The sequence below is a fragment of the Mycobacterium sp. ACS4054 genome (assembly GCF_001667275.1).
Taxonomy (GTDB): Bacteria; Actinomycetota; Actinomycetes; order Mycobacteriales; family Mycobacteriaceae; genus Mycobacterium.
In genome coordinates this window covers 62,488-88,671 of record NZ_LZHV01000034.1, presented here as the reverse complement: position 1 = coordinate 88,671, position 26,184 = coordinate 62,488, and the positions used below count along the sequence as shown (strand labels likewise).

At 71.3% G+C, this 26,184-nt stretch carries 27 protein-coding genes; 13 read left to right on the top strand and 14 right to left on the bottom strand.

What is annotated here, in order from left to right:
* Window positions 1-11: 11 nt before the first annotated feature.
* Window positions 12-860 carry an NAD(P)-dependent oxidoreductase gene (locus tag A5730_RS07555; protein WP_067897733.1) on the bottom strand — a complete coding sequence of 283 codons (849 nt, stop codon included), beginning with the start codon at window positions 858-860 and terminating at the stop codon, window positions 12-14.
* 301 nt (window positions 861-1,161) lie between these two features.
* On the opposite strand from A5730_RS07555, the gene A5730_RS07550 reads away from it, so the two are divergent.
* Window positions 1,162-1,809 (top strand): sigma-70 family RNA polymerase sigma factor, encoded by a 648-nt coding sequence (locus A5730_RS07550; protein WP_055399033.1) that lies wholly within the window; start codon window positions 1,162-1,164, stop codon window positions 1,807-1,809.
* Window positions 1,806-2,108, top strand: coding sequence for a mycothiol system anti-sigma-R factor (rsrA, locus tag A5730_RS07545; RefSeq protein WP_055399031.1), 303 nt, complete (start codon window positions 1,806-1,808; stop codon window positions 2,106-2,108). The genes A5730_RS07550 and rsrA overlap by 4 nt, the downstream gene beginning before the upstream one ends.
* 6 nt (window positions 2,109-2,114) lie before the next feature.
* Here rsrA and A5730_RS25385 read toward each other — a convergent pair whose 3' ends face one another.
* The gene (locus A5730_RS25385; RefSeq protein WP_011728008.1) at window positions 2,115-2,189 is read right to left on the bottom strand and encodes a 50S ribosomal protein bL37; all 75 of its coding nucleotides are present in this window, start codon (window positions 2,187-2,189) and stop codon (window positions 2,115-2,117) included.
* A gap of 185 nt (window positions 2,190-2,374) precedes the next feature.
* Here A5730_RS25385 and A5730_RS07540 point away from each other — a divergent pair, with 185 nt between their 5' ends.
* Together A5730_RS07540 and A5730_RS07535 are read left to right on the top strand one after the other, a co-directional pair.
* Complete coding sequence (locus A5730_RS07540; protein WP_066867974.1) at window positions 2,375-2,590, top strand: biotin/lipoyl-binding carrier protein; 216 nt, start codon at window positions 2,375-2,377, stop codon at window positions 2,588-2,590.
* 59 nt (window positions 2,591-2,649) lie between these two features.
* The gene (locus tag A5730_RS07535; RefSeq protein WP_067897730.1) at window positions 2,650-4,149 is read left to right on the top strand and encodes a sensor histidine kinase; all 1,500 of its coding nucleotides are present in this window, start codon (window positions 2,650-2,652) and stop codon (window positions 4,147-4,149) included.
* A 59-nt stretch (window positions 4,150-4,208) separates the two neighbouring features.
* Here the strand turns inward: A5730_RS07535 and whiB1 are convergent, their stop codons facing one another.
* A complete protein-coding gene (whiB1, locus tag A5730_RS07530) occupies window positions 4,209-4,463 on the bottom strand; it encodes a transcriptional regulator WhiB1 (RefSeq protein WP_007168139.1) in 255 nt (84 codons plus the stop codon).
* Window positions 4,464-4,743: 280 nt separating this feature from the next.
* Complete coding sequence (locus tag A5730_RS07525; protein ID WP_067897727.1) at window positions 4,744-5,715, bottom strand: diacylglycerol kinase family protein; 972 nt, start codon at window positions 5,713-5,715, stop codon at window positions 4,744-4,746.
* 70 nt (window positions 5,716-5,785) lie between these two features.
* On the opposite strand from A5730_RS07525, the gene A5730_RS07520 reads away from it, so the two are divergent.
* Complete coding sequence (locus A5730_RS07520; RefSeq protein WP_067897785.1) at window positions 5,786-6,259, top strand: hypothetical protein; 474 nt, start codon at window positions 5,786-5,788, stop codon at window positions 6,257-6,259.
* On the opposite strand, the gene A5730_RS07515 is transcribed toward A5730_RS07520, so the two are convergent.
* Genes A5730_RS07515 through A5730_RS07505 form a run of 3 tightly spaced genes read right to left on the bottom strand, consistent with a single transcriptional unit; the run spans window position 6,211 to window position 8,389 of the window.
* On the bottom strand, window positions 6,211-6,687 hold the full coding sequence (locus A5730_RS07515) for a GNAT family N-acetyltransferase (protein WP_067897724.1): 477 nt from the start codon (window positions 6,685-6,687) through the stop codon (window positions 6,211-6,213). The two genes, A5730_RS07520 and A5730_RS07515, sit on opposite strands and share 49 nt — an antisense overlap.
* Window positions 6,684-7,781 (bottom strand): isochorismate synthase MenF, encoded by a 1,098-nt coding sequence (locus tag A5730_RS07510; RefSeq protein WP_067897721.1) that lies wholly within the window; start codon window positions 7,779-7,781, stop codon window positions 6,684-6,686. Before A5730_RS07510 ends, A5730_RS07515 begins: the two co-directional genes overlap by 4 nt.
* On the bottom strand, window positions 7,778-8,389 hold the full coding sequence (locus tag A5730_RS07505) for an acid phosphatase (protein ID WP_067897718.1): 612 nt from the start codon (window positions 8,387-8,389) through the stop codon (window positions 7,778-7,780). Before A5730_RS07505 ends, A5730_RS07510 begins: the two co-directional genes overlap by 4 nt.
* A gap of 110 nt (window positions 8,390-8,499) precedes the next feature.
* Here A5730_RS07505 and A5730_RS07500 point away from each other — a divergent pair, with 110 nt between their 5' ends.
* Complete coding sequence (locus tag A5730_RS07500) at window positions 8,500-9,300, top strand: ParA family protein (RefSeq protein WP_067897782.1); 801 nt, start codon at window positions 8,500-8,502, stop codon at window positions 9,298-9,300.
* A gap of 22 nt (window positions 9,301-9,322) precedes the next feature.
* Here the strand turns inward: A5730_RS07500 and A5730_RS07495 are convergent, their stop codons facing one another.
* Both A5730_RS07495 and A5730_RS07490 read right to left on the bottom strand, forming a co-directional pair.
* A complete protein-coding gene (locus A5730_RS07495; protein WP_067897715.1) occupies window positions 9,323-10,543 on the bottom strand; it encodes a hypothetical protein in 1,221 nt (406 codons plus the stop codon).
* Between the two features lie 15 nt (window positions 10,544-10,558).
* Entirely contained in the window at window positions 10,559-12,055 is a 1,497-nt protein-coding gene (locus A5730_RS07490) for a DEAD/DEAH box helicase (RefSeq protein WP_067897712.1), read from the bottom strand.
* Window positions 12,056-12,310: 255 nt separating this feature from the next.
* On the opposite strand from A5730_RS07490, the gene A5730_RS07485 reads away from it, so the two are divergent.
* On the top strand, window positions 12,311-13,030 hold the full coding sequence (locus tag A5730_RS07485; protein ID WP_067897710.1) for a ferritin-like fold-containing protein: 720 nt from the start codon (window positions 12,311-12,313) through the stop codon (window positions 13,028-13,030).
* Between the two features lie 68 nt (window positions 13,031-13,098).
* On the opposite strand, the gene A5730_RS07480 is transcribed toward A5730_RS07485, so the two are convergent.
* The gene (locus tag A5730_RS07480) at window positions 13,099-13,806 is read right to left on the bottom strand and encodes an MmpS family transport accessory protein (RefSeq protein WP_055399012.1); all 708 of its coding nucleotides are present in this window, start codon (window positions 13,804-13,806) and stop codon (window positions 13,099-13,101) included.
* A gap of 207 nt (window positions 13,807-14,013) precedes the next feature.
* Here A5730_RS07480 and A5730_RS07475 point away from each other — a divergent pair, with 207 nt between their 5' ends.
* Window positions 14,014-14,283, top strand: coding sequence for a DUF3107 domain-containing protein (locus tag A5730_RS07475; RefSeq protein ID WP_067820414.1), 270 nt, complete (start codon window positions 14,014-14,016; stop codon window positions 14,281-14,283).
* Here the strand turns inward: A5730_RS07475 and A5730_RS07470 are convergent.
* Window positions 14,270-14,956 carry a TetR/AcrR family transcriptional regulator gene (locus A5730_RS07470; protein WP_067897708.1) on the bottom strand — a complete coding sequence of 229 codons (687 nt, stop codon included), beginning with the start codon at window positions 14,954-14,956 and terminating at the stop codon, window positions 14,270-14,272. The genes A5730_RS07475 and A5730_RS07470 overlap by 14 nt on opposite strands.
* 198 nt (window positions 14,957-15,154) lie before the next feature.
* Here A5730_RS07470 and A5730_RS07465 point away from each other — a divergent pair, with 198 nt between their 5' ends.
* From A5730_RS07465 to A5730_RS07455, 3 genes are all read left to right on the top strand, one after another.
* On the top strand, window positions 15,155-16,180 hold the full coding sequence (locus A5730_RS07465; protein ID WP_082946738.1) for a DUF3152 domain-containing protein: 1,026 nt from the start codon (window positions 15,155-15,157) through the stop codon (window positions 16,178-16,180).
* Window positions 16,181-16,275: 95 nt separating this feature from the next.
* Window positions 16,276-17,466 (top strand): adenylyltransferase/sulfurtransferase MoeZ, encoded by a 1,191-nt coding sequence (gene moeZ / locus A5730_RS07460; protein WP_067897702.1) that lies wholly within the window; start codon window positions 16,276-16,278, stop codon window positions 17,464-17,466.
* A 36-nt stretch (window positions 17,467-17,502) separates the two neighbouring features.
* A complete protein-coding gene (locus A5730_RS07455) occupies window positions 17,503-18,357 on the top strand; it encodes a TIGR02569 family protein (protein WP_055399004.1) in 855 nt (284 codons plus the stop codon).
* Here the strand turns inward: A5730_RS07455 and A5730_RS07450 are convergent.
* Genes A5730_RS07450 through A5730_RS07440 form a run of 3 tightly spaced genes read right to left on the bottom strand, consistent with a single transcriptional unit; the run spans window position 18,354 to window position 19,689 of the window.
* Window positions 18,354-18,656 carry an MGMT family protein gene (locus A5730_RS07450; RefSeq protein ID WP_067897699.1) on the bottom strand — a complete coding sequence of 101 codons (303 nt, stop codon included), beginning with the start codon at window positions 18,654-18,656 and terminating at the stop codon, window positions 18,354-18,356. The two genes, A5730_RS07455 and A5730_RS07450, sit on opposite strands and share 4 nt — an antisense overlap.
* Before the next feature lie 2 nt (window positions 18,657-18,658).
* Complete coding sequence (locus tag A5730_RS07445; protein WP_067897696.1) at window positions 18,659-19,444, bottom strand: alpha/beta fold hydrolase; 786 nt, start codon at window positions 19,442-19,444, stop codon at window positions 18,659-18,661.
* Window positions 19,445-19,461: 17 nt separating this feature from the next.
* On the bottom strand, window positions 19,462-19,689 hold the full coding sequence (locus A5730_RS07440; protein ID WP_067897693.1) for a hypothetical protein: 228 nt from the start codon (window positions 19,687-19,689) through the stop codon (window positions 19,462-19,464).
* 63 nt (window positions 19,690-19,752) lie between these two features.
* Between A5730_RS07440 and A5730_RS07435 the strand changes: the two genes are divergently transcribed.
* Together A5730_RS07435 and A5730_RS07430 are read left to right on the top strand one after the other, a co-directional pair.
* Window positions 19,753-22,893: an ATP-dependent DNA helicase gene (locus tag A5730_RS07435; protein ID WP_067897690.1), complete on the top strand. Its 3,141-nt coding sequence runs from the start codon at window positions 19,753-19,755 to the stop codon at window positions 22,891-22,893.
* Window positions 22,860-26,138: an ATP-dependent helicase gene (locus A5730_RS07430; protein WP_369829858.1), complete on the top strand. Its 3,279-nt coding sequence runs from the start codon at window positions 22,860-22,862 to the stop codon at window positions 26,136-26,138. The genes A5730_RS07435 and A5730_RS07430 overlap by 34 nt, the downstream gene beginning before the upstream one ends.
* The last annotated feature ends 46 nt before the right edge of the window (window positions 26,139-26,184 follow it).

The following is a 26,184-nucleotide window of genomic DNA, read 5'->3' as shown; positions in this document are numbered from 1 at the left end:
ACCTGGCGCGGCTAGGGGCCCGAGTACCCCGGCGGGTTGACCCCGTCGACCCAGAAGTCGACGCCGAGCTGCCCGCCCGGCACGCAGTTGTACACCGAGAGGTCGGAAACGCCGGACTCCAGCAGCACGTCCTCGCACAGCAGCATGTTGCCGGTGTACTCGCGGGCGGGCTTGTTGAGGATGACGTAAGCCGCGTCGGAGTACACCTCGGGCTTGCGGGCGCGACCCATCGCCTCGTCACCGCCGAGCAGGTTCTGCACCGCGGCGGTGGCCACCAGCGTGCGCGGCCACAACGTGTTCGACGCGATGCCGGCGTCGCGCATCTCCTCGGCGATCCCCAGCGCGCACAGCGTCATACCGAACTTGGCCATCATGTAGGCGGTTGGCTTCAGCCACTCCTTGCCGAGCAACACCGGCGGGGACAGCGTCAGGATGTGCGGATTGTCCGCGGCCTTCAGGTGCGGGATGCAGGCCTGCGACACCGCGTACGTGCCGCGCACCTGGATGCCGTTCATCAGGTCGAACCGCTTCATCGGCACCTCGGTGATGGACCCCAGGTTGATCGCCGACGCGTTGTTGACGCAGATGTCGATGCCGCCGAACTGCTCGACGGCCTTGGCCACCGCGGATTCGACGGACTCCGGATCGCGGACGTCCCCGACGATCGGCAGCGCCTGCCCGCCGGCCTCCTCGAGCTCCTTGGCGGCGGTGTAGACCGTGCCCGGCAGCTTCGGGTGCGGCTCGGCGGTCTTGGCGATCAGGGCGATGTTGGCACCGTCTTGGGCGGCGCGTTTCGCGATCGCCAGGCCGATGCCGCGGCTGGCGCCGGAGATGAACATGGTTTTGCCGTTGAGGGACATGGCGTCACAGTAACGCCCGGCCGCCGCCGGCCCGATCGGGGGACGGGCGGCCCAGAACGCCGCCGGGAAATAGCACGTCGGCCCCCGCTGTTGACACTGTCGGTCTCAAAAGTCATGCGGGCGCACCCGGGCGGACAGTGTCGGTGGCAGCCTCTAGATTGGGAGGAGCGGTTTGGTGTCAGCGGCGACGAGCCTGTTGGACCGTCCAATGGGTGCCGAGCAGTCGGCTTGCTTTGCAAGCCCGGTGGCGCTTTCAGCGCTGCCCGGTGACACCGCACCAGAAGGGACCGGGGTACTCGACATGGCCGACATCGACGGCGCCACCGCAGCGGAGCTGCCCGATCCCGCGGCGCAGGAGACGGACGCGGAGCTGATGGCGCGCTTCGAGCGCGACGCGATTCCCCTGCTTGACCAGCTCTACGGCGGTGCGCTGCGCATGACGCGCAATCCCGCCGACGCCGAGGACCTGCTGCAAGAGACGATGGTCAAGGCCTACGCGGGGTTCCGCTCGTTCAGGGCCGGCACCAACCTCAAGGCGTGGCTGTACCGGATCCTGACCAACACCTACATCAACAGCTACCGCAAGCGGCAGCGGCAACCGGCGGAGTACCCGACCGAGGAGATCACCGACTGGCAGCTGGCGTCCAACGCCGAGCACTCGTCCACCGGATTGCGCTCGGCCGAGGTAGAGGCGCTCGAGGCGCTGCCCGACAACGAGATCAAGGAAGCGCTGCAGGCGTTGCCGGAAGAGTTCCGGATGGCCGTCTACTACGCCGATGTCGAGGGTTTTCCGTACAAGGAAATCGCCGAGATCATGGATACGCCGATCGGGACGGTAATGTCACGGCTGCACCGCGGCCGGCGTCAACTGCGTTCGCTGTTAGCTGACGTGGCCAAGGAGCGGGGCTTCAACCGCGGCCAGCAGGCGCACGAGGAGGTGTCGTCATGAGCGAGTTCTCCGGCTCCAGCGACACGTGCCCCAACGACGACGCCCACGGCGCCGTCGGCTGCGCCGAGGTGATCCGCCAGGTCTGGCTCCTGCTGGACGGCGAATGCACACCCGAATCCCGCGACCAGCTGCGCCGGCACCTCGAGGCGTGCCCCGGCTGCTTCAAGCACTACGGCCTCGAGGAGCGGATCAAGGCGCTGATCGCCACCAAATGCAAGGGCGAGAAGGCCCCCGAGGGCCTGCGCGAGCGGCTACGCCTGGAAATCCGCCGGACCACCATCATCCGGGAATCGCAGTAGCGATCCTCAGGCGTTGGGACGCTTGCCGTGGTTGGCCTTGCTGTGCTTGCGGTCGCGCTTCTTCCGGCCCCGTTTGGCCATGTTGAAATCCTCCGTTGATTGCGGGCGTCCGGCGCCCGTTAGCTTGCCTCACATTCTCGCACGGCCTGTCGGGGGCCCGTGCGCCGCGGTGCGGCGGGGGCCTGTGGTTCGATATACCCGAGCCTGACGGAAGCTTGATGGACCAGCAGCCAGCCTGCGCGATGGCCGAAATGAGTGGGGTGAAGATGGCCGAGGATGTGCGCGCCGAGATCGTGGCCAGCGTGCTCGAAGTCGTAGTCAACGAGGGTGACCAGATCGGCAAAGGCGACGTCGTGGTGCTGCTGGAGTCGATGAAGATGGAGATTCCCGTCCTGGCGGAGGTCGGCGGCACCGTCAGCAAGGTGAGCGTCTCGGTGGGCGACGTCATCCAGGCCGGCGACCTGATTGCCGTGATCAGCTAGCCCACGAAAGATCTTGAAGCCTTCTTGTCCGTGCCGGGGGATGGCCCGGGGAGTGAGTGATGTCGACTCTCGGTGATCTGCTTGCCGAACACACCGTGCTGCCGGGCAACGCCGTGGACCACCTGCACGCGGTGGTGGGCGAGTGGCAGCTGCTGGCCGACCTGTCGTTTGCCGACTATCTGATGTGGGTTCGCCGCGACGACGGCACGTTGGTGTGCGTGGCGCAGTGCCGGCCCAACACCGCGCCCACCGTGCTGCTGACCGACTCGGTGGGCAGCGTGCTCGCCGCCGACCGGTTGCCGCTCGTCGCCGAGACCTTCGACTCGGGCGTGGCGCAGCGCGATCACGATGCGGCACAACGGGATTCGTGGCTGCCCGGCCCGCACGTCGAGGCGTCCCCGGTGCGTTATGGCGGCCAGGTGGTGGCCGTGCTCACCCGGCACCAGACCGCCGTCGCCGCCGACCGCGCGTCCGGCCAGCTGGAAACGGCGTACCGCGACTGCGCCGGCGACCTCGTCCACATGCTCGCCGAGGGCACGTTCCCCGACGTGGGGGACGTGGTCATGTCGCGCTCCACCCCCCGGGCCGGCGATGGCTTCATCCGGCTGGACGTCAACGGCGTCGTCGCCTACGCCAGCCCCAACGCCGTGTCGGCCTACCACCGGATGGGCCTGACCACCGAGCTGGAGGGCCGCAACCTGGTCAAGGTGACCCGCCCGCTGGTCTCCGACCCGTTCGAGGCGCAGGAGCTGGCCGAGCACGTCCTCGACCTGCTGGCCGGCGGGAAGAGCATGCGAATGGAGGTCGACGCCGGCGGCGCCACGGTGCTGCTGCGGACACTGCCGCTGGTGGTCGACGGCGCCAGCGCCGGCGCGGCGGTGCTCATCCGCGACGTGACCGAGGTCAAGCGCCGCGACCGCGCCCTGATCTCCAAGGACGCGACGATCCGTGAAATCCACCACCGGGTGAAGAACAACCTGCAGACCGTGGCGGCGCTGCTGCGCCTGCAGGCCCGCCGGACGGTCAACGCCGAGGGGCGCGAGGCCCTGATCGAGTCGGTGCGCCGGGTCTCGTCCATCGCCTTGGTGCACGACGCGCTGTCGATGTCGGTGGACGAGCAGGTCAACCTCGACGAGGTGATCGACCGGATCCTGCCGATCATGAACGACGTGGCGTCGGTGGACCGGCCGATCCGGATCAACCGGGTGGGCGACCTGGGCGTACTGGACTCCGACCGGGCTACGGCCCTGATCATGGTGATCACCGAGCTGGTGCAGAACGCCATCGAGCACGCCTTCGACCCGTCCTCCGAAGAGGGCTCGGTGACCATTCGGGCGGAGCGTTCGGCGCGCTGGCTCGACGTGGTGGTGCACGACGACGGCCGCGGGCTGCCGGAAGGCTTCAGCTTGGAGACGTCCGACAGCCTCGGCCTGCAGATCGTGCGGACGCTGGTGTCGGCGGAACTCGACGGCACGCTGGGCATGCGGCAGGCCCCGGCCCGTGGCACGGATGTGGTGTTGCGGGTGCCGATCGGCCGGCGGGCCCGGCTGGTTTTATAGGCGCACACAACAGCGCGGCCCCGACTTTCGTCGAGGCCGCACTGTTGGGTCTAACCGAGTCAGACTCCGCTACGGGCCTTCGTCCGGGCGTTGCGACGCTTGAGTGCGCGCCGCTCGTCTTCGCTCATGCCGCCCCAGACGCCCGAGTCCTGACCGGTGTTCAGGGCCCACGACAGGCAGTCCGTAGTCACCGGGCACCGATTGCAGACCAGTTTCGCGTCAGCGATCTGCGCGAGCGCCGGGCCGCTGTTCCCTACCGGGAAGAACAGCTCCGGGTCCTCGTCGCGACAGACCGCCTTGTGGCGCCAATCCATAAGTAGTTACTCCTCACTGAGTGCGCAGCAAGGCGCACGGCCAATTTCTTCGGCTGTTAACGCGTGCACAAGAAAAGGGTCCGTACCCCTATCTAAATTTCTGCATGCAACCTTTCGATCGTTTCACAGGCCCAACAGATGTCAATAGCGTGCGTTAGCTCGTGGGCTATCTCACTTTGATCGTGCGGTAGCCGGGCCATTACTCCGTTGTACTACACTGACTGGCCGATCTCGGGAAACGTCTTCGCCGCCTGGCCCGAGGCCGCTTCGTTTGCGCAGTTCAGGCGGTATTTTTTCGCGGAGGTGCGACGACGGCCAGTGCGTCCGGGACCGACCGGAACGTCATGGTTTCGCGCACGCCGAGGTAATCCCCGTCGAACTGGCAGGCGACCGGGCCGCCGGTCGAGGTGACCCGCAGGCAGGGCACGTCGTCGTCGGTGATCAGGTGGTCGAACGCGAACTTCGGGTGCTTGGCGAACATCTGCCGCACGATGCGCAGGGTGGGGATCGTTTTCATGCTCAAGGGCGCGAACACCCCGAGCCCCGATTCGAAGGTGCAGCCGGGGTTGGTCCATACCGGCCGTTCGTTGGCGAATGTCCAGGGGCTGGAGTTCGAGACGAACGCGAAGCTCACCCCCGTGATGGGTTCGCGGCCGGGCAGTTCGAGGGTCAGCATCGGCTCGCGGCGGGTGTAGCCCCACACCGCCGGCACCGCCGCGCGGATGTAGCGCCACGCGGTGACCTTGCCGCCTTTGTCCCGTTCGGCCTCGACCGCGGCGACGACCTCCGCATCGACGCCCATCCCGGTGTTGAACACGGCCCACCGCTCGCCGCAGTCGATCAGCCCGATGCGGCGCCAGGTGTGGTGGCGGCGGTAGTCGTCGAGCAGCTGAATGAGCTGGTTGGTGGCGGCCACCGGGTCGCGCGAGATCCCCAGCGACCGCGCCAGCACGTTCGCCGACCCGCCGGGAACCACCGCCACCGCCGGCACCGGGCCGGTGGGCTCCGACGTCGCACCCGGACGGCCGAGCAGGCCGTTGACCACCCCGCTCACGGTGCCGTCGCCGCCGTGCACCACCACCAGGTCGACACCGTCGGCGACCGCCTTCTCCGCCAGCTCGGTGCCGTGACCGCGGTGGTTGGTGTGCTCGACGGTGAGCTGCAGGCGGCTCTTGAGCGCGTGCGCCAGCAGGTCGCGACCGGCCGGGGTGGTGGAGGTGGCGGTGGGGTTCACGATCAGCACGGCGCGCATGAAGCACGAGCTTATGCGGGGTCGGTAAGACCCGGCTGTGGAGCCCGCGCGCGTGACTACGCTGACGCGGGTGACAGTCTTCCGCGGCAACCACGGCCCCGCCCCGGCCGCCGTGCGCGGCGCCGGGCTCCTGGTGCTGGCACAGGGAGCGGCCGCGCTGGTCATGGCGGTGGTGCTGGTGGTGCGCGGCATCGCCGGGTCCGACCAGCACGTGGTCAGCGGCTCCCCGGCGAGCGGGTGGTACGCCCAGGGGACGGCGGTCTTCTTCGTCCTGATCGGCGCGGTGGTGCTGGCCGCCGGTCGCGCGCTCCTGCGCGGAAAGCGCTGGGGGCGTGGGCTAGCCGTGATCACCCAGCTGCTGTTAGGGCCGGTGGCCTGGTACCTGACCGTCGACTCGCACCGGCCCGGCTTCGGGATTCCCGCGGGAATCGCCGCGCTGGTCGTGCTGGGCTTGCTCTTCAGCCCCGCGGGCCTGCGTTGGGCCGCCGGCGGCGATCAGGGCGACTCCGCCAGCTCGGCCAACCGCGGGCCCGACAGCCGGTAGGTGGTCCACTCCCGCTGCGGTTCGCCACCGACGCCGTCGTACAGCGCGATGGCGTCGGCGTTCCAATTGAGCACCGCCCAGGACAACCGCGTGTAGCCCCTTTCGCGGCATTCGGCCGCCAGCGTGGCCAGCAGGGCGCGGGCCAGGCCGCGGCGGCGAAATCCCGGGCGCACGAACAGGTCTTCGAGGTAGACGCCCGCCACGCCGTCCCAGGTGGAGAAGTTGAGGAACCACAGCGCCATCGCGGCGATCTCCCCGTCGACCTCCGCGACGTGCCCGTACAACGTCGGCGTCACACCGAAAAGCGCTGCGGCAATCTGTTTTTCGGTGACCGTGCATTGATTCGCGGCGCGTTCGAATTCGGCCAGCGCGTGAATCATTTCGGTGATCGCGGCGGCGTCGTCGGGCCTGGCGCGGCGAATGGTCATTGCTCGACGTCCAATGCGTTGAGAATTGTGGTGAATTTGGTTGTGGTTTCCGCGACTTCCTCGTCGGGGTCGGATTCGGCGACGATGCCGCCGCCGGAGCGGGCGAGCGCGGTGCGGCGGTCCGCCGACAGCTGCGCGCAGCGGATGGAGACCACCCAGCGGCCGTCGCCCCGGGCGTCGCACCAGCCCACCGCCCCCGCGTAGAAGCCGCGGTCGCCCTCCAGCTCGGCGATGAGCTCGAGGGCGGCCTTGGTCGGCACCCCGCCGACCGCCGGGGTGGGGTGCAGCGCCAGGGCCAGATCGATTGCGGTGGTTGACATGTCGCGAACCCGGCCGCTGATCGGTGTGCACAGGTGCCACACCGCCGCGGTGCGGCTCAATTCCGGCTCGGCGGCGACCGTCAGCTCGTCGCACAGCGGCTCCAGGGCGGCCCGGATGGTCTCGATGACCAGCTGATGCTCGTGGCGGTCCTTGGCCGAATGAGCCAGCGCGGCGCCGCTGGCGGCGTCGGCTTGCGGGTCGGCGGCACGCGGCGCCGAACCGGCGAACGGCCGGCAGGTGACGCGGTCCCCGGAGCGCGCCACCAGCAGCTCCGGGCTGGCGCCGACCAGCGCCGCGCGGGCGTAGTCGCCGCCGGCGGCGGTCAGGTCGACCAGATAGCCGTAGGCGGCCGGGTCCGCCGCGATGAGCCGGCGCAGGATGACGCGGGCGTCCAGGGGAGCATCGGCGACCAGTCGCAGCGCGCGGGACAGCACCACCTTGCTCAGCAGGCCGTCGGGCGCGACGAGCTGGTCGCGGGCCCGGCTGATGCGGCGGCGGTAGTCGGCCGGCGACGGGTCGGCGGCGGCGATCCGCACCGGCGGCAGCGGCCCGGTCGGCCAGTCCGGCGGCGCGGCGGTGCGGCGCACGGCGTCGGGTGTCAGCAGCGCCGCGGGGTGATCCACATCAAATGGCAACGCGCCCAACACTATTGGCGTCGATCCAGAACGCAGCGCGTCCTGGGCGGCCGCCACGTCGCGGTAACGCTCCCGCACACCCTCGGCGACCAGGGTCTGGTTCGGTCCGCACAGGGCGAACGGCGGCTCGGTGCTCACCCCGGTTTGATGGCCTGCGGCTGGCTGGTCAACCCGAGCGCGGCGAGTTGGCGCACCCCGTGCTCGAAACCGCACACCGCGATGGAGCCGGCCAGCATCCAAAACCGGCTGCCCTCCACCAGCGGCAGCTCCACCCAGCGCGTGATGACCGAGCGCGAGAAGTGACTGTGCCCGACGAACACCACGTCGCGGTCGGTCATGTGCTCCAGCGCGAACGCGACGGCCCGATCGGCGCGGTCGCTGACCTGCGCCACGCTCTCGCCGCCGGGACAGCCGTGCGTCCAGACCAGCCAGTCGGGATCCTGTTCGTGGATCTGCGGGGTGGTCAGGCCCTCGTAGGCGCCGTAATCCCATTCGGCGAGCAGGGGAGAGACCTCGTCGACGTCGAGCCCGGCCAACTTGGCCGTCGTCAGCGCGCGGATGCGCGGGCTGCTGACCACCAGCGGATCGGTCAGGTTGAGTTCGCGAAGGACGCGGCCGGCGAGCTCGGCCTGGACGCGGCCGGTGTCCGTGAGCTCCAGGTCGGTGCGGCCCGTGTGCTGGCCGGATTTCGACCACTCGGTCTCGCCGTGGCGGAGCAGTACCAATCGGTGGTTGTGCAGGCCCATATCGACCGATTCTGCCGGACGACATGCCGGGCCCGTCGGCCGCAGCACGCGGCGATCGAACATGCCAGGATGGGCACTGTGACCGTGGCAACAAGGAGGGGCGGGCGCTGGTGAGTAAGACCCGGGTATTGGCCGTGGCGAACCAGAAGGGCGGCGTCGCCAAGACGACGACGGTCGCCTCGCTGGGCGCAGCGATGGTGGACGAGGGTAACCGGGTGCTGCTGGTGGACCTGGATCCGCAGGGCTGCCTGACGTTTTCGCTCGGCCAGGATCCCGACAAACTCCCGGTGTCGGTGCACGAGGTGCTGCTGGGCGAGGTCGAGCCCAACGCGGCGCTGGTCACCACGATCGAGGGCATGACGCTGCTGCCGGCCAACATCGACCTGGCGGGCGCCGAGGCGATGCTGCTGATGCGCGCGGGCCGCGAATACGCGCTCAAGCGCGCGCTGGCCAAGGTCGCCGACGACTTCGACGTGGTGATCATCGACTGCCCGCCGTCGCTGGGGGTGCTCACCCTCAACGGGTTGACCGCCGCCGACGAGGTGATCGTGCCGCTGCAGTGCGAGACGCTCGCCCACCGGGGCGTCGGCCAGTTCCTGCGCACGGTCGCCGACGTCCAGCAGATCACCAACCCCGACCTGCGGCTGCTCGGCGCGTTGCCGACGCTGTACGACTCGCGGACCACCCATACCCGCGACGTGCTGCTGGACGTCGCCGACCGCTACAACCTGCCGGTGCTGGCCCCGCCGATCCCGCGCACCGTGCGTTTCGCCGAGGCCAGCGCCTCGGGTTCGTCGGTGATGGCCGGGCGCAAGAACAAGGGCGCGTCGGCCTACGGCGAGTTGGCGAAGGCGTTGCTCAAGCACTGGAAGACCGGTAAGCCCCTGCCGACCTTCGCCGTCGAGGTCTAGCCGTTCGCGCCTGCGCGCGATATCAGCCCAGCGCCACCACGGTGTCGCCGCGCTGCTCGAACACCCGGGATCCCGCGACGGCCGGAACGACCGCGCGTCCCGGCGGGCTCGGCGCCCGATTCACGGTGAGGTAGCGCTCGGGGGCGCCGCTGAGGGGGTCGTAGACGCCGATCGCGCCCGTGACCGGCACCAGCAGGCGGCCCGCCATCATCGCGCCCGGCCCCAGCGGCACGGTCGTGTCGCCCGCGGCGATGGTGTAGCGCAACGTCAGATTGCCGGTGTCGAACGCCAGCACGGAGTCGCCGGTCCACCAGGTGATCAGGCTGCCCGCGTGCGAGACCGCCCCCGGGCCCGACGGCTGCTTGGGCAGCAGGGTGCTCGACACGGTGGTGCCGGTGTCGTCGACGACGTCCACCCGGGGCCGCGGCGAGGGCAGATACACCAAGGTCTTGTTCTCCCAGACGGTCAGCACCTGCGCACCCGCGTCCGCCGTGATCCCGGGTTCGGCCACGATGCGCTGCTGCGGTTCGTCGTCGTCCTTGCCCGGCCGCAGCAGCACCAGCCGAAGGTCGGCGGCCGAGACGCAGGTCTCCAGCACCGACACCGCCGACGAGCTGGCCGCCGCCGAGACCAGCTTGCAGCCGGAGTGCAGGCCGCGCGCCGAGGGCTTCACCCGGGCGTCGGTCTCGCCGTAGGCCACCATCCGGACCATGTCCGAGCGCCACAGCTCCAGGCGGGTGTCACCGGCCGACAGCACCGTCGTGCCGTCGGAGGACAGCTGGACGTGCGGGTCGGCGTAGCCGCTGCGGGCGGGCCCGCGACGCCCCGTGGAGCCGTCGAGCGTGCTCACCTGCCCACACCCGCGGTCGTCGGAATAGACGGCGACGGCGTAGTGGTAGATCCAGGACACCCCGCACAGCCCGCTGTCCCGCTCATAGCTCCACTGGGACTTGCCCGAGCCGGGGTCCCGCCCGTCGACCCGGTGGCCGTCGCCGGTGACGACGGTCCCGCCCACGGTCACGGGTGCGGTGGTGGCCGGGCTGGCCGCGGTCCACAGCTCTTTGAGCGTGGTCGGCACCTGCCGGGCCGGGGTCGGGTTGGGCGCGGGAACGGCGGCGGGGCGGCTGATGGTGGCCCGGGCGTCGCTGGTCCACCAGATCAGCGCGGCGACGGCGGCGACCACGACCGCGATCGCCACGGCGGCCAGGACGTCGCCCCTGGTCCGGCGCTCGGGTCTGACCATCCGTGGGTGCGCGGCTCAGTTGGCGGGCGCGCCGGCTTCGGCGGGCTTGCGGCGCCGACGGCGACGCCGGCCGTTTCCGGAGTTGCCGGACGCCTCCGCCGCGGCTTCGCCGTTGGAACCGCCCGCCGCGGCGTTCCCGTCGGGATGTCCGGAAACCGGCTGGCCGCCGCGGGTGCGGCGGCGCGGTGCGCCGGAGCGGGCGCGGCCGGACCGCTCGGCCTTCTGGCCGTCACGCTCGCCGGTGCGGCGCTGGCCCTGCGGCTTCTTCGGCGTGCCGATGCTGCCGCGCGCCTCGGCGGGGATGCCCATCTCCTCGTAGAGGTGCGGCGAATTCGAGTAGGTCTCGGCGGGCTCGGGGTTCTCCAGGCCCAGCGCCTTGTCGATCATCGACCACCGGGGCAGCTCGTCCCAGTCCACCAGGGTGACCGCGATACCGGTTTTGCCGGCGCGGCCGGTCCGACCGATGCGGTGCACGTAGGCCTGTTCGTCCTCGGGAATCTGGTAGTTGATGACGTGGGTGATGTCGTCGATGTCGATGCCGCGCGCGGCCACATCGGTGGCGACCAGCACGTCGATGTCGCCGGTGCGGAAGGCCTTGAGCGCCTTCTCGCGGGCGATCTGCCCCAGGTCGCCGTGCACGGCACCGACCTTGAAGCCGCGCTCGGCCAGTTCGTCGGCGACCTTCTGCGCGGTGCGCTTGGTGCGGGTGAAGATCATCGTCGCGCCTCGGCCCTCGGCCTGCAGCACCCGGCTCACCAGTTCCACCTTGTCCAGCGCGTGGGCCCGGTAGACGAACTGCTCGGTGGTGTCGTGGGTGGCCGCCGAATGCGGCGCCTCCGCGCGAATGTGGGTGGGCTGGTTCATGAACGTGCGGGCCAGCGTGATGATCGGGCCGGGCATGGTCGCCGAGAACAGCATCGACTGCCGGTCCTCGGGGATCTGGCGCAGGATGCGCTCGATGTCGGGCAGGAAGCCCAGGTCGAGCATCTCGTCGGCCTCGTCGAGCACCAGCACCGACAGCCCGCCCAGCTGCAGGTGGCCCTGCTGGGCCAGGTCGAGCAGCCGGCCGGGGGTGCCAACGACGACGTCGGCGCCGGCGCGCAGCGCCTCGATCTGCGGCTCGTAGGGGCGGCCGCCGTAGATCGAGACGACGCTCAGCGGACGGTCGCCATCGGCCTTGAGGTACTTCGCCGCGGTGGCGAGGTCACCGTGGACCTGCAGGCACAGCTCACGGGTGGGCACCACGATCAGGGCCCGGGGGGTGCCGTTGAGCTCCCGCACGCCGGCTCCGGACGTGATGCGGTTCAGCAGCGGCACGCCGAAGGCGAAGGTCTTGCCCATGCCGGTGCGGGCCTGGCCGATCAGGTCGTCGCCGGCGAGGGCCAGCGGCAGGGTGAGTTCCTGGATCGCGAAGGGACGCTCGATGCCCTTTTCCGCGAGGGCGCGGACGATTTCGTCGCGAACGCCGAGGTTGGCAAAAGTCATTTCAGTTGTGTCGGTGAGTGCGCTCATGCGTGGGTAGTAAGCCTTTCGGGGACGTATCGGTTTGTGTCGGTGTTTCTCTGTCGCGGTCACGCGCGCACGAGTTCCGACTCCGAATACGTCGCCGAGTCGCGGGCCCCTGCTCGATCTGGGTGGGCCAGCTGTGCACGCACATTTCGCCGATAGCGGCTGGGGAAAAGAAAATGCAGCCGCTATCTACATACATGATAGCTGGTCGACAGCTGGCACCCAGTTGGCGCCGGGTCCGCCGACTAGAGTGTTGCCATGACCCGGCCCTCTTGCGAGCCCTCCGAAGCCGACCTCGAAGCCGACCGGGCGGACGAATCGCCCGCCCCACGGCTGTCGGCCGACCACCCGGGCGTCAACGAGTTGTTCGCGGTCTTGGCCTACGGCGAGATCGCCGCGTTCTACCGGCTCACCGACGAGGCGCGGATGGCCCCTGACCTGCGCGGACGGATTTCGATGGCGAGCATGGCCGCCGCCGAGATGCAGCACTACGAGCTCCTGCGCGACGCGCTGGAAAGCCGGGGCGTCGACGTGGTGTCGGCGATGTCGAAGTACGTCTCGGCGCTGGAGAACTACCACCGGCTGACGATGCCCAGCACGTGGCTGGAGGCCCTGGTGAAGACCTACGTCGGCGACGCGCTGGCCGCCGATCTGTACCTGGAGATCGCCGACGGCCTGCCCGACGAGATCGCCCACGTGGTCCGCGCCGCGCTGTCGGAGACCGGTCACTCACAGTTCGTCGTCGCCGAGGTGCGGGCCGCGGTGACCGCCAGCGGCAAGCAGCGCAGCCGGCTGGCCCTGTGGTCGCGTCGCCTGTTCGGTGAGGCGATCACCCAGGCCCAGTTCCTGCTGGCCGACCACGACGAGCTGGTCGACCTGGTGGTGCGGGGGGCCGGTGGCCTGGGCCAGCTCAACGCGTTCTTCGACCGGCTGCAGCACACCCACGACCGGCGGATGCAGGAGCTGGGGCTGAGCTGACGGCCGTTGGACTCAGCCGTGATCGCAAGCGCGGCGCGGCCGGGCGCTGCGGGTCACGGCCGTTGGACTCAGCGCCGGCAGGTCGCCAGGCTCGAGTTGGTGGTCGACGCGGCCACCAATTGACCGGCGGCGTTGACGATCGAGCAGTTCAGCTGGCCGTAGAAGCTGGTCGCGACCACCGATGGGGTCTGCACGCCGGGGTTCAGGATGACCGCCTTGGTCCACGGCAGCGACACGTTGAACTCGGTCTGCGAGTAGCCCTGCCCGTCGGTGTAGACGATGTTCACCAGGTCCAGCAGCTGCTTGGTGCCCGTCACGCTGTAGACGACGGTGCGCGGATTCAGCGCGGCCGGCGGCGGGGGCGTCAGCGTCAGGGGCGGAGCGGCGGTGGGCGTCGCCGTCGGCAGGGTCGGCGAGGCGCTCGGCGTGGTCACGGTGGTGACCGTTTCGGGCGGCAATTGGGATGGGCTGGGCTGCGCGCTCGGCGGGGCGGAGCTCCTCGTCGTCGCCGGAGCGGAAGTCACCGGCTGGGGTGCCGGTGCCACCGTGGCCTTCGTGGTGGCGCTGTCGCCGCTGTTGATGATGACGGCGGTCGCGATCGCGCCGACGGCCACGACGGCGCCCAGGATCGCCGTGAGCGGACGCCAGCGCAGCTCGGCCGGCCAGCCGGTCCAGTTGTAGTCGCCCTCGGGCAAGGCGCCGGCACGGTAAAGCTCGTCGGTCTGGTCGTCGGGGTAATCCCGCACCTCGTCGAGATCGGCCAGTGTGGTACCCATGGGGCCGAAGTTAGCGATGGGAAAACACGGATCGGGCTTGGGACCCGCCTGGAAGACGAGCTGCAAGCGAATCGTTATCCGTTCGCGACCGGCGTTTCGCTCAGCGCGAAGCGCGCGTCGGGGGCCGTGGCCGATGCGGGCCCGCGCCGTCCACTAGCCTGCAGCTGACAGGTCTGTCGACTTCAATACCAACGGAAAGGGGTGACCGTGGAGGTCAAGATCGGTATTACGGACAGTCCGCGTGAGCTGGTGCTCTCCAGCGCGCAGACGCCGGCCGAAGTCGAAGAGCTCGTCAGCGCCGCGCTGAGCGAGGGATCGGGCCTGCTGAGGCTGACCGACGAGCGGGGACGCCGCTTCCTCGTGCACACCAGCAAGATCGCCTACGTCGAGATCGGTCCGGCCGACGCGCGCCGGGTTGGCTTCGGCATCGGCGCCGAACTGCCCAAACTCACCGGCAAGGGCGCTAAAGGCGAGTAAGCGGCACGTGTGACAGCCCGCCCCAGGCGAACTGGACGGTGCCCTCGACGGCGTCCGCCTTGGAGATCGGGCGGTCGGAGTCGAGCCAGTAACGCGCGCAGTCGACGCTGATGCCGACCAGCCCCACGGCGATCATCCGGGCGCGATGCGGGTCGAGCCCCGAATCCTCGCTGATCAAGGCGAATACGGCGTCGATGCACGATTCGGTGGCGACCCGCACCTGCGCGGCCACCTCCGGCTCGGTGACGTAATCGTTTTCGAAGATCAGCCGGTAGCCCTGGCTGTCGTGCTCGATGAAGTCGAAGAACGCCTGGACCGCCGCGTGCAACCGCCTGCGGTTGTCGGTGGTGGTGTTCAACGCCTGCTGCACGCCCGAGACCAGGTTCTCGACGTGCCGGGCCAGGACCGCCAGGTACAGCTCGAGTTTGCTCGAAAAGTGTTGATACAGAACGGGTTTGCTGACGCCGGCCCGGTCCGCGATCTCGTCCATGCCGGCGGCGTGGTAGCCGCGGTCGACGAAGACGTCGCTGGCGACGATGAGCAGCTGCCCGCGGCGCTCGTCCCGGGGCAACCGGTTGCCGCGCCGGCTCGAAGCCGCGACGCCGTCCCCCGGCCGAGCGCGGTCGGCCGACCTGACGGCGCGCCGCGCCGCGGGTTTGGCGAGTTCGCTCATCGAGTCCTCATCTGATGTGTGGGCAACCGGCCGCCGGCATACTGCGCCAGCCGCGCGCGGCTCGTGGCACAGACCTTACTACCCATGTGGTTCGGTTGATCGGCGTTGCCGCCGTCGTCGCTGGCAGAAGTGGTGTCGTGCGGCGCATTCGGGCGCGCCACGGACGGGCGCGCCGGATGACTGTGTAATCCTGGGGAAATGACGTCCCAGCGGCCTTCGCGCGGCACCGGTCGCGTCCCGGTGCTGCGCGCCGAGTGGCGCGAACCGCTGCGGGCCCTGCGCGACCCGATCGCCCGCGACGCCGGACGCACCCGCGCCGGCCGGGAGCGGCCGAACCAGTGGCGCAAGCAGACGCGGCTGGGGCGGTTCGTGTCCACCTACGGCTGGCGCGCCTACGCGCTGCCGGCCTTGGTGGCGCTCACCGTGGTGGTCGTCTACCAGACCGTCACCGGCACCACCGTGACCAAGCCGACGGCGAGTCAGCCCATTCAGAGCCCGCAGGCGATCGACGCGGTCGGCACCTCGATCATCGACGCGCCACCGCGTGGGCTCGCCGCGTTCGACGCCAACCTGCCCGCCGGGACGCTGCCCGACGGCGGCCCGTTCACCGAGGCCGGCGACAAGACGTGGCACATCGTGCCGGGCACCACGCCGCAGATCGGCCAGGGCACCGTCAAGGTGTTCCGGTACACCGTCGAGGTGGAAAACGGCATCGACCCCACGATGTTCGGCGGCGACGAGGCGTTCGCCGAGATGGTCGACCAGACGCTCGGCAACCCCAAGGGCTGGACGCACAACCCGCAATTCGCGTTCGTCCGGATCGATAACGGCAAGCCCGACTTCCGCATCTCGCTGGTGTCCCCGGTGACGGTGCGCGGTGGCTGCGGCTACGAATTCCGGCTCGAAACCTCCTGCTACAACCCGGTTTACGGGCCGGACCGCGAGTCGCGGGTCTTCATCAACGAGGCCCGCTGGGTGCGTGGAGCCGTGCCGTTCGAGGGCGACGTCGGTTCCTATCGGCAGTACGTGATCAACCACGAGGTGGGGCACGCCATCGGGTACGTCCGCCACGAGCCGTGCGAGCAGCAGGGCGCCCTGGCGCCGGTGATGATGCAGCAGACGTTCTCCACGTCGAACGACGACGCCGCCAAGTTCGACCCGGATTTCGTCAAGGCCGACGGAAAGACCTGCCGGTTCAATCCGTGGCCGTTCCCGATCGCCTGACCGCGGCCAGTTGAATTCATTGCCGTCCACTTCGGCTGCTGCTGTGATGGATATGGACGACGAACCGCAACGCGAGACCGAGGAGATGTTCGGGCGTGTCGAGTTCCCAGACACCGCTGCCGCCCCTCGTGGCGCCGGCAGACCAGCTGACGCGCGATGAGGTGGCCCGCTACAGCCGCCACCTGATCATCCCCGACCTGGGCGTCGACGGGCAGAAGCGGCTCAAGAACGCGCGCGTGCTGGTGATCGGCGCCGGCGGGCTGGGCGCGCCGACGCTGCTCTACCTGGCCGCGGCGGGCGTCGGCACACTCGGCATCATCGACTTCGACGTCGTCGACGAGTCCAACCTGCAGCGCCAGATCATCCACGGCGTGGCCGACGTCGGGCGGTCCAAGGCCTCCTCGGCGCGCGAGTCCATCGCAGCGATCAACCCGCTGGTCAGCGTGCGGTTGCACGAGTTCCGGCTGGACTCGAGCAACGCCGTCGAGCTGTTCGGGCAGTACGACCTGATCGTGGACGGCACCGACAACTTCGCCACCCGGTATCTCGTCAACGACGCCGCCGTGCTGGCCGGCAAGCCCTACGTGTGGGGGTCGATCTACCGCTTCGAGGGCCAGGCCTCGGTGTTCTGGGAGGACGCGCCCGGCGGCCGGGGCCTGAACTATCGCGACCTGTATCCGGAGCCGCCGCCGCCCGGCACGGTCCCGTCGTGCGCCGAGGGCGGCGTGCTGGGCATCGTCTGCGCCTCCATCGCGTCGGTGATGGGCACCGAGGCGATCAAGCTCATCACCGGCATCGGCGAATCGCTGCTGGGCCGGCTGCTGATCTACGACGCGCTGGAGATGTCCTACCGCACCATCGCGATCCGCCGGGAACCCGATGACGCCTTCCGGCCGAAGATCACCGAGCTGATCGACTACGAGCAGTACTGCGGCGCGGTCCCCGACGACCAGGGCGTCACCGGATCCGCCATCACGCCGCGGAAATTGCGCGACATGCTGGACTCCGGCAAGAAGCTGGCGCTGATCGACGTCCGCGAGCCCGTCGAATGGGAGATCAACCACATCGACGGGGCCCGGCTGATCCCGCAGTCGTCGATCAATTCCGGTGAGGGCCTGGCAAAGCTGCCGCACGACCGCACGCCGGTGCTCTACTGCAAGACGGGGGTGCGCTCGGCCGAGGCGCTGGCGGTGGTGCGAAAGGCCGGATTCGCCGATGCGGTGCATCTGCAGGGCGGGATCGTGGCGTGGGCGCAGCAGATGCAACCCGACATGGTGATGTACTGACCCGGAACGCTTGTTGGACTCGTTTAGAGTACCGGTGTGAATGTCGAGCCACCGCCGGAGCATGTGCTGGCGGCATTTGGCTTGACCGGCGTGCAGCCCGTCTATCTGGGGGCCAGCTGGGAGGGCGGCTGGCGCTGCGGCGAAGTCGTGCTTTCGCTGGTGGCCGACCACGCCCGGGCGGCATGGTCGGCCCGGGTGCGCGAGACGTTGTTCGTCGACGGCGTCCGGCTGGCCCGACCGGTCCGCTCGACGGACGGCCGGTACGTGGTTTCCGGGTGGCGGGCGGACACCTTCGTCGCGGGCACACCCGAACCCCGGCATGACGAAGTGGTCTCGGCGGCGGTGCGGCTGCACGAGGCGACCGGCAAACTGGAACGGCCCCGATTCCTGACCCAGGGCCCCACCGCGCCCTGGGGAGACGTGGACATCTTCATCGCCGCCGACCGCGCCGCGTGGGAGGAACGGCCGCTGGCCTCGGTACCGCCGGGCGCCCGGACGGCCCCGCCGACGGCCGACGCCGAGCGGTCGGTGGAGCTGATCAACCAGCTGGCCACGCTGCGCCGGCCGACCAAGAGCCCCAACCAGCTGGTGCACGGGGACCTTTACGGCACAGTGCTTTTCGTCGGCACCGCCGCCCCGGGGATCACCGACATCACCCCCTACTGGCGGCCCGCCTCGTGGGCGGCCGGGGTCGTCGTCGTCGACGCCCTGTCCTGGGGCGAGGCCGACGACGGGCTCATCGAACGCTGGAGCGCGCTGCCCGAGTGGCCGCAGATGTTGTTGCGCGCCTTGATGTTTCGCCTGGCCGTCCATGCGCTGCACCCGCGGTCGACGGCCGAGGCGTTTCCCGGCCTCGCCCGCACCGCGGCGCTGGTCCGCCTGGTGCTCTAGCGCCGGAAGTCGTAGCGGACCTCACCCAGCGCGATCCTGCCGTCGGAGGCCAGGATCCCCTCGGCGCGCAGCAGCTCCAGCTGCCGGGTGGTCAGATGGCGCGCGGGGCGCCCCGAGGCGGTGATCACCCGGTGCCAGGGCAGGTCCGAGGAGTCGGTCCGCATGATCCAGCCGACGATGCGCGGGCTGGAAAGCCCCGCGACAGAGGCGATGTCGCCGTAGGTGGCGACCCGGCCGGCCGGAATGGCCGCGACCACCGCCCGCACCCGCTCGACCTGCTCGTCGGTCACCGGCGCCACGATCAGCGGGCTTCCAGCAATTCGCGCGTCAGCGCGGCGACGTCGGCCGCCGCGGCGTAGGGCACCATGTGGTTGCAGTCGAAATCCAGCAGCCGGAAGTCGGACCCCAACCGTTGCTGCAGCGCGGTGACGAGTTCGTCGCTGACGTACGGCGGCGAGGTGCGCTTGGCGCGCACGAGCACCGTCGGCGTCCCGGCCGGGGGGAGCACCGCGTCGCGGGCCAGCTCGCTCCAGTACGCCATCATCGCCGGCAGACTGACCCGCCAGCCGTACCGGCCGCCCGGCAGCGCGATCAGATGCTCGTCGAGCTCGGCGTCGAGCAGCGCGGGGTCGACGTCGGACCACGATCCGTGCACCTTCTCCAGGCGCGCCTCCTGCGCGTCGGGGTAGTCGGGCGAGGACAGCATCGCCTCGGCGATCTGACGCATCCACTCGCCGTCCAATCCGACCGCCGGGTCCAGCAGCAGCAGCGCCGCCACCCGGTCCGGGCGTGCCGCGGCCAGCTGCATGGCGAGCGCCCCGCCGAACGAGTGCCCGACGATCAGCACCGGCGGGCCGGCTTCGCCGTCGAGCAGCGCGGCCATCGCGGCGACGTTGGCGTCGATGGTCCACGGCGCCGCCCACGACGACCGGCCATGGCCGATCAGATCCGGTGCCGCGAAGGGGATTTCGGGCAGCAGGCCGGCCAGCTGCTGCCAGCGCTGCCCGTGGCCGGTCAGCCCGTGCAGCGCCAGCACCCGGACCGGATCCGGCGGGCCGTAGCGGTGCACGTGCAGGGTGGCGGCCACGGGTCGATCGTGCCCCCTCAGCGGTCGTCCCAGTCGTCCTCGGTGGGAACGACGTAGGCCTGCTCGATCACGTCGGCCTCGTTGGCCTCCCGGTCGGCGGCGGTCAGATAGTCGACGTCCAAGCCGGCTTCATCGTCGGCGTCGACGGGTTGCAGTTGTTCCGCGGCGTCGCCCTCGGGCGCTTCGTCGTCGGGAAAGTCCGTCACGGTTACTACCCTCCGTTGGTCGGCTGCTCGCGGCTCCATCGTAGGGGCCGGCCGCGCCGCGGGTCGGGCCGACTTGTCGGACCCTGGTGGTTGCATGCAGCCATGTCGTTCACCTGGGACACCGAGGCGCGGGCTCTGCTGGCGCCCGGCGCGCGCGGGCCGGTCCGGGTGCTGGGCGGCCCCGGCACGGGCAAGAGCAGCCTGTTGGTGGCGGCCGCGGTCGCCCAGATCGACGCCGGCCTCGACCCGGAATCGGTTCTGCTGCTTAGCGGTTCCGGCCGGCTGGGGATGCGGGCGCGCAGCGCGTTGACGACGGCGCTGTTGCGGCCGCGCAGCGCCGGGCCGTGCCGGGCCGCCGTTCGCGAACCGTTGGTCCGGACCGTGCACGGCTACGCCTACGCGGTGCTGCGGCGGGCCGCCGAGCGGGCCGGGGATGCGCCGCCGCGGCTGGTCACCAGCGCCGAGCGGGACGCCATCATCCGGGAACTGCTGGCCGGTGACCTCGAGGACGGGCCGCGCGCGGCCGCGGCGTGGCCCGCGGATCTGCGGCCCGCGCTGGCCACCGCGGGTTTCGCCACCGAACTGCGAAACCTGTTGGCGCGCTGCGCCGAACGCGGGGTGGACCCGCAGGAACTGGAGCGGCTGGGCCGTCGGTGCCGGCGACCGGAATGGATCGCCGCCGGCCAGTTCGCCCGCCAGTACGAGCAGGTGATGCTGCTGCGGGCGGCGGTGGGGACGGCGGCACCCCAGGCGACGACGCCCGCGCTGGGCGCCGCCGAACTGGTGGGCGCCGCGCTGGAGGCTTTCGCGACGGACCCCGAGCTGCTGGCCGCCGAGCGGGGCCGGGTGCGGGTCCTGTTGGTCGACGACGCCCAGCAGCTCGACCCGCAGGCGGCCCGCCTCGTCCGGGTGCTGGCGGCGGGCGCCGAGCGGGCCGTCATCGCGGGCGACCCCAACCAGGCGGTGTTCGGCTTCCGGGGCGGCGAATGCGCCGGGCTGTTGGACGGGGACTCGCCGTCGGTGACGCTGACGGTGTCGCACCGCTGCGCCCCCGCGGTGGCGCGCGCCGTCAGCGGCATCGCGCACCGACTGCCCGGCGGCAGCGGCGGCAGGCGCATCGAGGGCACCGGGCCCGAGGAGGGGTCGGTCGCCGTCCGCCTGGCCGCATCGGCGCACGCGGAGGCGGCGATGATCGCCGACACGCTGCGGCGAGCGCACCTGGTCGACGGCGTGCCGTGGTCGCAGATGGCGGTCATCGTCCGGTCGGTGCCACGGGCCGGCGCGCGGTTGCCGCGCGCGCTGGCCGCCGCGGGCGTGCCGGTGCCCCCGCCGGCGGCGGGCGGGTCGCCGTCCGACGAGCCCGCGGCCCGGGCGCTGCTCACCGTCCTGACGGTCACCGCCGACGGGCTCGACGGCGAACGGGCGCTGGCGCTGCTGACCGGCCCGATCGGGCGCGTCGACCCGGTCGCGCTCCGGCAGCTGCGCCGAACGCTGCTGCGCGCCAACGCCGATCGCCCGTCGGGTGACGTGGCGGATCTGTTGGTGGACGCGCTGACCGGTGACGCGCCGCCGGCGGGCCCGCAGTTCCGCCCGGTGCAGCGGGTGCGCGCGGTGCTGGAAGCGGCCGGGCGCTGCCACCGGGACGGTCAAGACCCGCGCTACACCTTATGGGCCGCCTGGCAGCGGTCCGGCCTGCAGCGCCGCTGGTTGTCGGCCGCCGAGCGGGGCGGGCCCGCCGGCGCCCAGGCCACCCGGGACCTGGAGGCGGTGACGGCGTTGTTCGACATCACCGATCAGTACGTGTCCCGCACCTCGGGCGCGTCGCTGCGCGGGCTAGTCGAACACGTCGGCGCGCTGCACCTGCCGAGCGCGCAACGGGAGCCGATGGCGGCCGTGGAGCAGGTGCGGGTGCTCAGCGCGCACGCCGCCCTGGGGCACGAATGGGACGTGGTGGTCATCGCCGGGATGCAGGAGGGGTTGTGGCCCAACACGGTTCCGCGCGGCGGCGTGCTGGGCACCCAGCGGCTGCTGGACGTGCTGGACGGCGTCACCGAGGAGGCGTCGGTGCGGGCACCGCTGCTGGCCGAGGAGCGGCGGCTGCTGGTGGCGGCCATGGGCCGCGCCCGCCGCCGACTGTTGGTGACCGCCGTGGACAGCGATGCGGGCACTGCGGATGGCCAGGCCGCGCTGCCGTCGTCGTTCTGCTACGAGCTCGCGCCGTGGACCGACGATGGCGATCTCGCTGCGGCGCAACCCCTCTCGGCGCCCCGGGTGCTGTCCGCGCCGGCCCTGGTGGGCCGGCTGCGCGCCGTGGTGTGCGCGCCCGACGGCGCGGTCGAGGACGCCGTGCGGGCTTGTGCGGCAACGCAATTGGCGCGGCTGGCCCAGGCCGGCGTCCCGGGCGCCGATCCGGCCGGCTGGCACGGCCGGCTTCCGGTCAGCACCACCGAGCCGCTGCGTGGCGACGGCGATGTCGTCACCCTGACGCCGTCCACGCTGCAGACGCTCAACGACTGCCCGCTGCGCTGGCTGGCCGAACGGCATGGGGGCACCAACCCGCGGGATCTGCGTTCCACCATCGGTTCGGTGCTGCACGCCCTGGTCGCCGAACCGCACAGCAGCGAGCCGGAATTGCTGGCCGGCCTGGACCGCGCGTGGCGGCACCTGCCGTTCGAGGCGCAGTGGCATTCGGCCAACGAGCTGGCGCGGCACCGCGCGATGATCGAGGCGTTCATCGAATGGCGGGCGCAGACCCGCGACGCACTGACCGAGGTCGGCGTCGAGGTGGAGATCGACGGAACGCTGGCGGCGTCCGGCGAGGGCGGCGGCGAGATCCGGCTGCACGGCCGGGTCGACCGGCTGGAGCGCGATGCCGCCGGCCGGCTGGTGGTCGTCGACATCAAGACCGGCAAGACGCCGGTCAGCAAGGACGACGCCCAACAACACGCCCAGTTGGCGCTGTATCAGCTGGCGGTGGCCGAAGGCATGGTGTTCGGTGAGCCGGCCGACGCGGAGCCGGGCGGCGCGCGGCTGGTCTATGTCGGCAAGGCCGCGGCGTCGGGCGCCACTGAACGCGAACAGGATCCGCTGACGCCGGCCGCCCGCGAGGAATGGCGCCAGCTGGTCCGCCGCGCGGCGGCCGCGACCGCCGGGCCGCGGTTCATCGCCCGGCGCAACGACGGTTGCGCGCACTGCCCCGTCCGGCCCTCGTGCCCCGCCCACACCAACGGGGCGGCGCAGTGAACCCGCGCTACAGCCCGGGCGAATTGGCCTGCGCGCTGGGGCTTTTCCCGCCGACCGACGAGCAGGCCGCGGTCATCGCGGCCCCGCCCGGGCCGCTGGTCGTCATCGCCGGCGCCGGCGCCGGCAAGACCGAAACCATGGCGGCCCGAGTGGTGTGGCTGGTCGCCAACGGTTACGCCGAACCCGGCCAGGTGCTGGGGTTGACGTTCACCCGCAAGGCCGCCGGGCAGCTGCTGCGCCGGGTCCGGTCCCGGCTGGCGCGGTTGGCGGGTGTCGGCCTCGGCGCCGGCGAGCCCGCGGGCGCCCCGACGGTCAGCACCTACCACGCGTTCGCGGGTTCGTTGATCCGCGACTACGGGCTGCTGTTGCCCATCGAGCCCGACACCCGGCTGCTCGGCGAGACCGAGCTGTGGCAGCTGGCGTTCGACGTGGTGTGCCGTCACCGCGGGGAGCTGCGCACCGACAAGACCCCGGCCGCGGTCACCTCAATGGTGCTGCGGTTGTGGGGTCAGCTGGCCGAACACCTGGTGGACACCCGCCAGCTCGGCGATACCCACGTGGAGCTGGAGCGGCTGATCCACGCCCTGCCGGCCGGCCCCTATCAGCGCGACCGCGGGCCCAGCCAATGGTTGCTGCGCCTGCTGGCCACCCAGACCCAGCGCGCCGAGCTGGTGCCGCTGCTCGACGCGCTGAACGAGCGCATGCGGGCCGCTAAGGCGATGGACTTCGGCGTGCAGATGGCCTGTGCCGCAAAGCTGGCGGCGGGCTTCCCGCAGGTCGGCCAAGACCTGCGCGGCCGCTACCGGGTGGTGCTGCTCGACGAGTACCAGGACACCGGGCACGCCCAACGGGTCGCGCTGTCGGCCCTGTTCGGCGGCGGTGTCGACGACGGGCTGGCCCTGACGGCCGTCGGCGACCCGATTCAGTCGATCTACGGCTGGCGCGGCGCCTCGGCGACGAACCTGCCGCGCTTCACCACCGACTTCCCCCTGTCCGACGGCACGCCCGCACCGGCCCTGGAGCTGCGGACCAGCTGGCGCAACCCGCCGCGAACCCTGCAGCTGGCCAACGCGATATCGGCGGAGGCGCGCCGCCGGTCGGTCGCCGTGCACGCGCTGCGGCCGCGCCCGGACGCCCCGCCCGGGACCGTCCGGTGCGCACTGCTCCCCGACGTGCAGGCCGAACGGGAGTGGATCGCCGACGAACTTGCCGCGCGATACCGGCGGGCCGACGGGACGAGCCCGCCGACGGCCGCGGTGCTGGTGCGCCGCAACGCCGACGCCGCCCCCATCGCCGATGCCCTGCGCGCCCGGGGCGTCCCGGTGGAGGTCGTCGGGTTGGCCGGGCTGCTGTCGGTGCTGGAGGTCGCCGACGTGGTCGCCATGCTGCGCCTCGTCGCCGACCCGACCGCGGGCGCGGCGGCGATGCGGGTGCTCACCGGTCCGCGGTGGCGCCTGGGCGGTCGCGACATCGCCGCGCTGTGGCGACGCGCCCGCACACTCGGCGAGGGGCTGGGTGCCGGTGGGGCGTCCTCGCCGGAAGCGATCGCGGCCGCCGCCGGCCCGGACACCGACACGGCGTGCCTGGCGGACGCCATCGCCGATCCCGGCCCGGCCGACGGGTATTCGGCGGCGGGATATCAGCGCCTGACCGCCCTGGCCGCCGAATTACGTTATCTGCGTGGCCAGTTGGGGCACTCCCTGCCCGACCTGGTGGCCGAGGTGCGCCGGGTGCTGGGCGTCGACTGCGACGTCCGCGCCGCGGCGGGAGTGCACGCGGGTTGGAGCGGCACCGAACACCTCGACGCCTTCGCCGACGTCGTCGCCGGCTACGCCGAACGCGCCGACGCCGCCGTGACCGACCGCACGGCCTCGGTGGCGGGCCTGCTGGCCTACCTGGAGGTGGCGGAGTCCGTCGAAAACGGCTTGCCGCCGGCGCCGTTGGCGCCCGCGCGCGACCGCGTCCAGGTGCTGACGGTGCACTCCGCGAAGGGGCTGGAGTGGCAGGTGGTGGCGGTGGCCCACCTGTCGGGCGGAATCTTTCCGTCGACCGCGTCCCGGAGCACCTGGCTCACCGACGCGTCCGAGTTGCCGCCGCTGCTGCGGGGCGACAGTGCCGGGGTTCTGGGCGTCCCGGTGCTCGACACCTCTGACGTCACCAATCGAAAGCAGTTGTCCGACAAGATCTCCGAGCATCGCCGCCGGCTGGACCAGCGGCGCGTCGACGAGGAGCGCCGGTTGCTGTACGTCGCCATCACCCGGGCCGAGGACACCCTGCTGGTGTCGGGTCATCATTGGGGGGCCGCCGGGATGAAACCGCGCGGCCCCTCTGACTTCCTGTGCGAGATCAAGGACGTCATCGACCGTTCGGCCGCGGCCGGGGAGCCCTGCGGGGTGGTGGATCAGTGGGCGCCCGCACCGGCGGACGGCGACCGGAACCCGTTGCGCGACAACGTGGTAGAAGCGGTGTGGCCAGCCGATCCGCTGGCCGCGCGGCGCGGCGACGTCGAGCGCGGCGCCGCGCTGGTGACCAAGGCGATGGCGGGCGACGCGGTCGCCGACGGCGCCGACATCGAGGGTTGGGCCGACGACGTCGACGCCCTGCTCGCCGAGCGCGCGCGGCTGGCGCAGCCGCCCGCCGCCGCGCTGCCCGGCCAGCTGTCGGTCAGCGGTCTGGTGGACCTGGCGCGCGACCCCGCGGGCGCGGCGCAGCGGCTGAGGCATCGGCTGCCGACCCGACCGGATCCGCACGCGTTGCTGGGCAACGCCTTTCACGCCTGGGTGCAGCGGTTCTACGGGGCCGAGGGCCTGTTCGACCTCGCGGACCTGCCCGGCGCGGCGGACTCCGATGTCGGCGACACCCGGGAATTGGCGGCGTTGCAGGCGGCCTTCACCGGATCGCCGTGGGCGGCCCGCACACCGATCGCCGTCGAGGTGCCCTTCGAAATGCCGATCGGCGACACGCTGGTCCGCGGCCGCATCGACGCGGTCTTCGCCGACCCCGACGGCGGCGCCACCGTCGTCGACTGGAAGACGGGCGAACCGCCGAGCGGGCCGGAAGCCATGCGCCAGGCGGCCGTCCAGCTCGCCGTCTACCGCCTGGCGTGGGCCGCGTTGTCCGGCGTCGAGGAGTCGTCCGTGCGCACGGCCTTCTATTACGTGCGCGCCCGCACCACGATCGCCCCGGACGATCTGCCCGCGCCCGCCGAACTGGCCGGACTGCTGGCGGGTTCCGCCGCCGGCTGACCTGCGCTGCCCGAGTACGGGCGGGTCGATCATGGTTACATGGAGT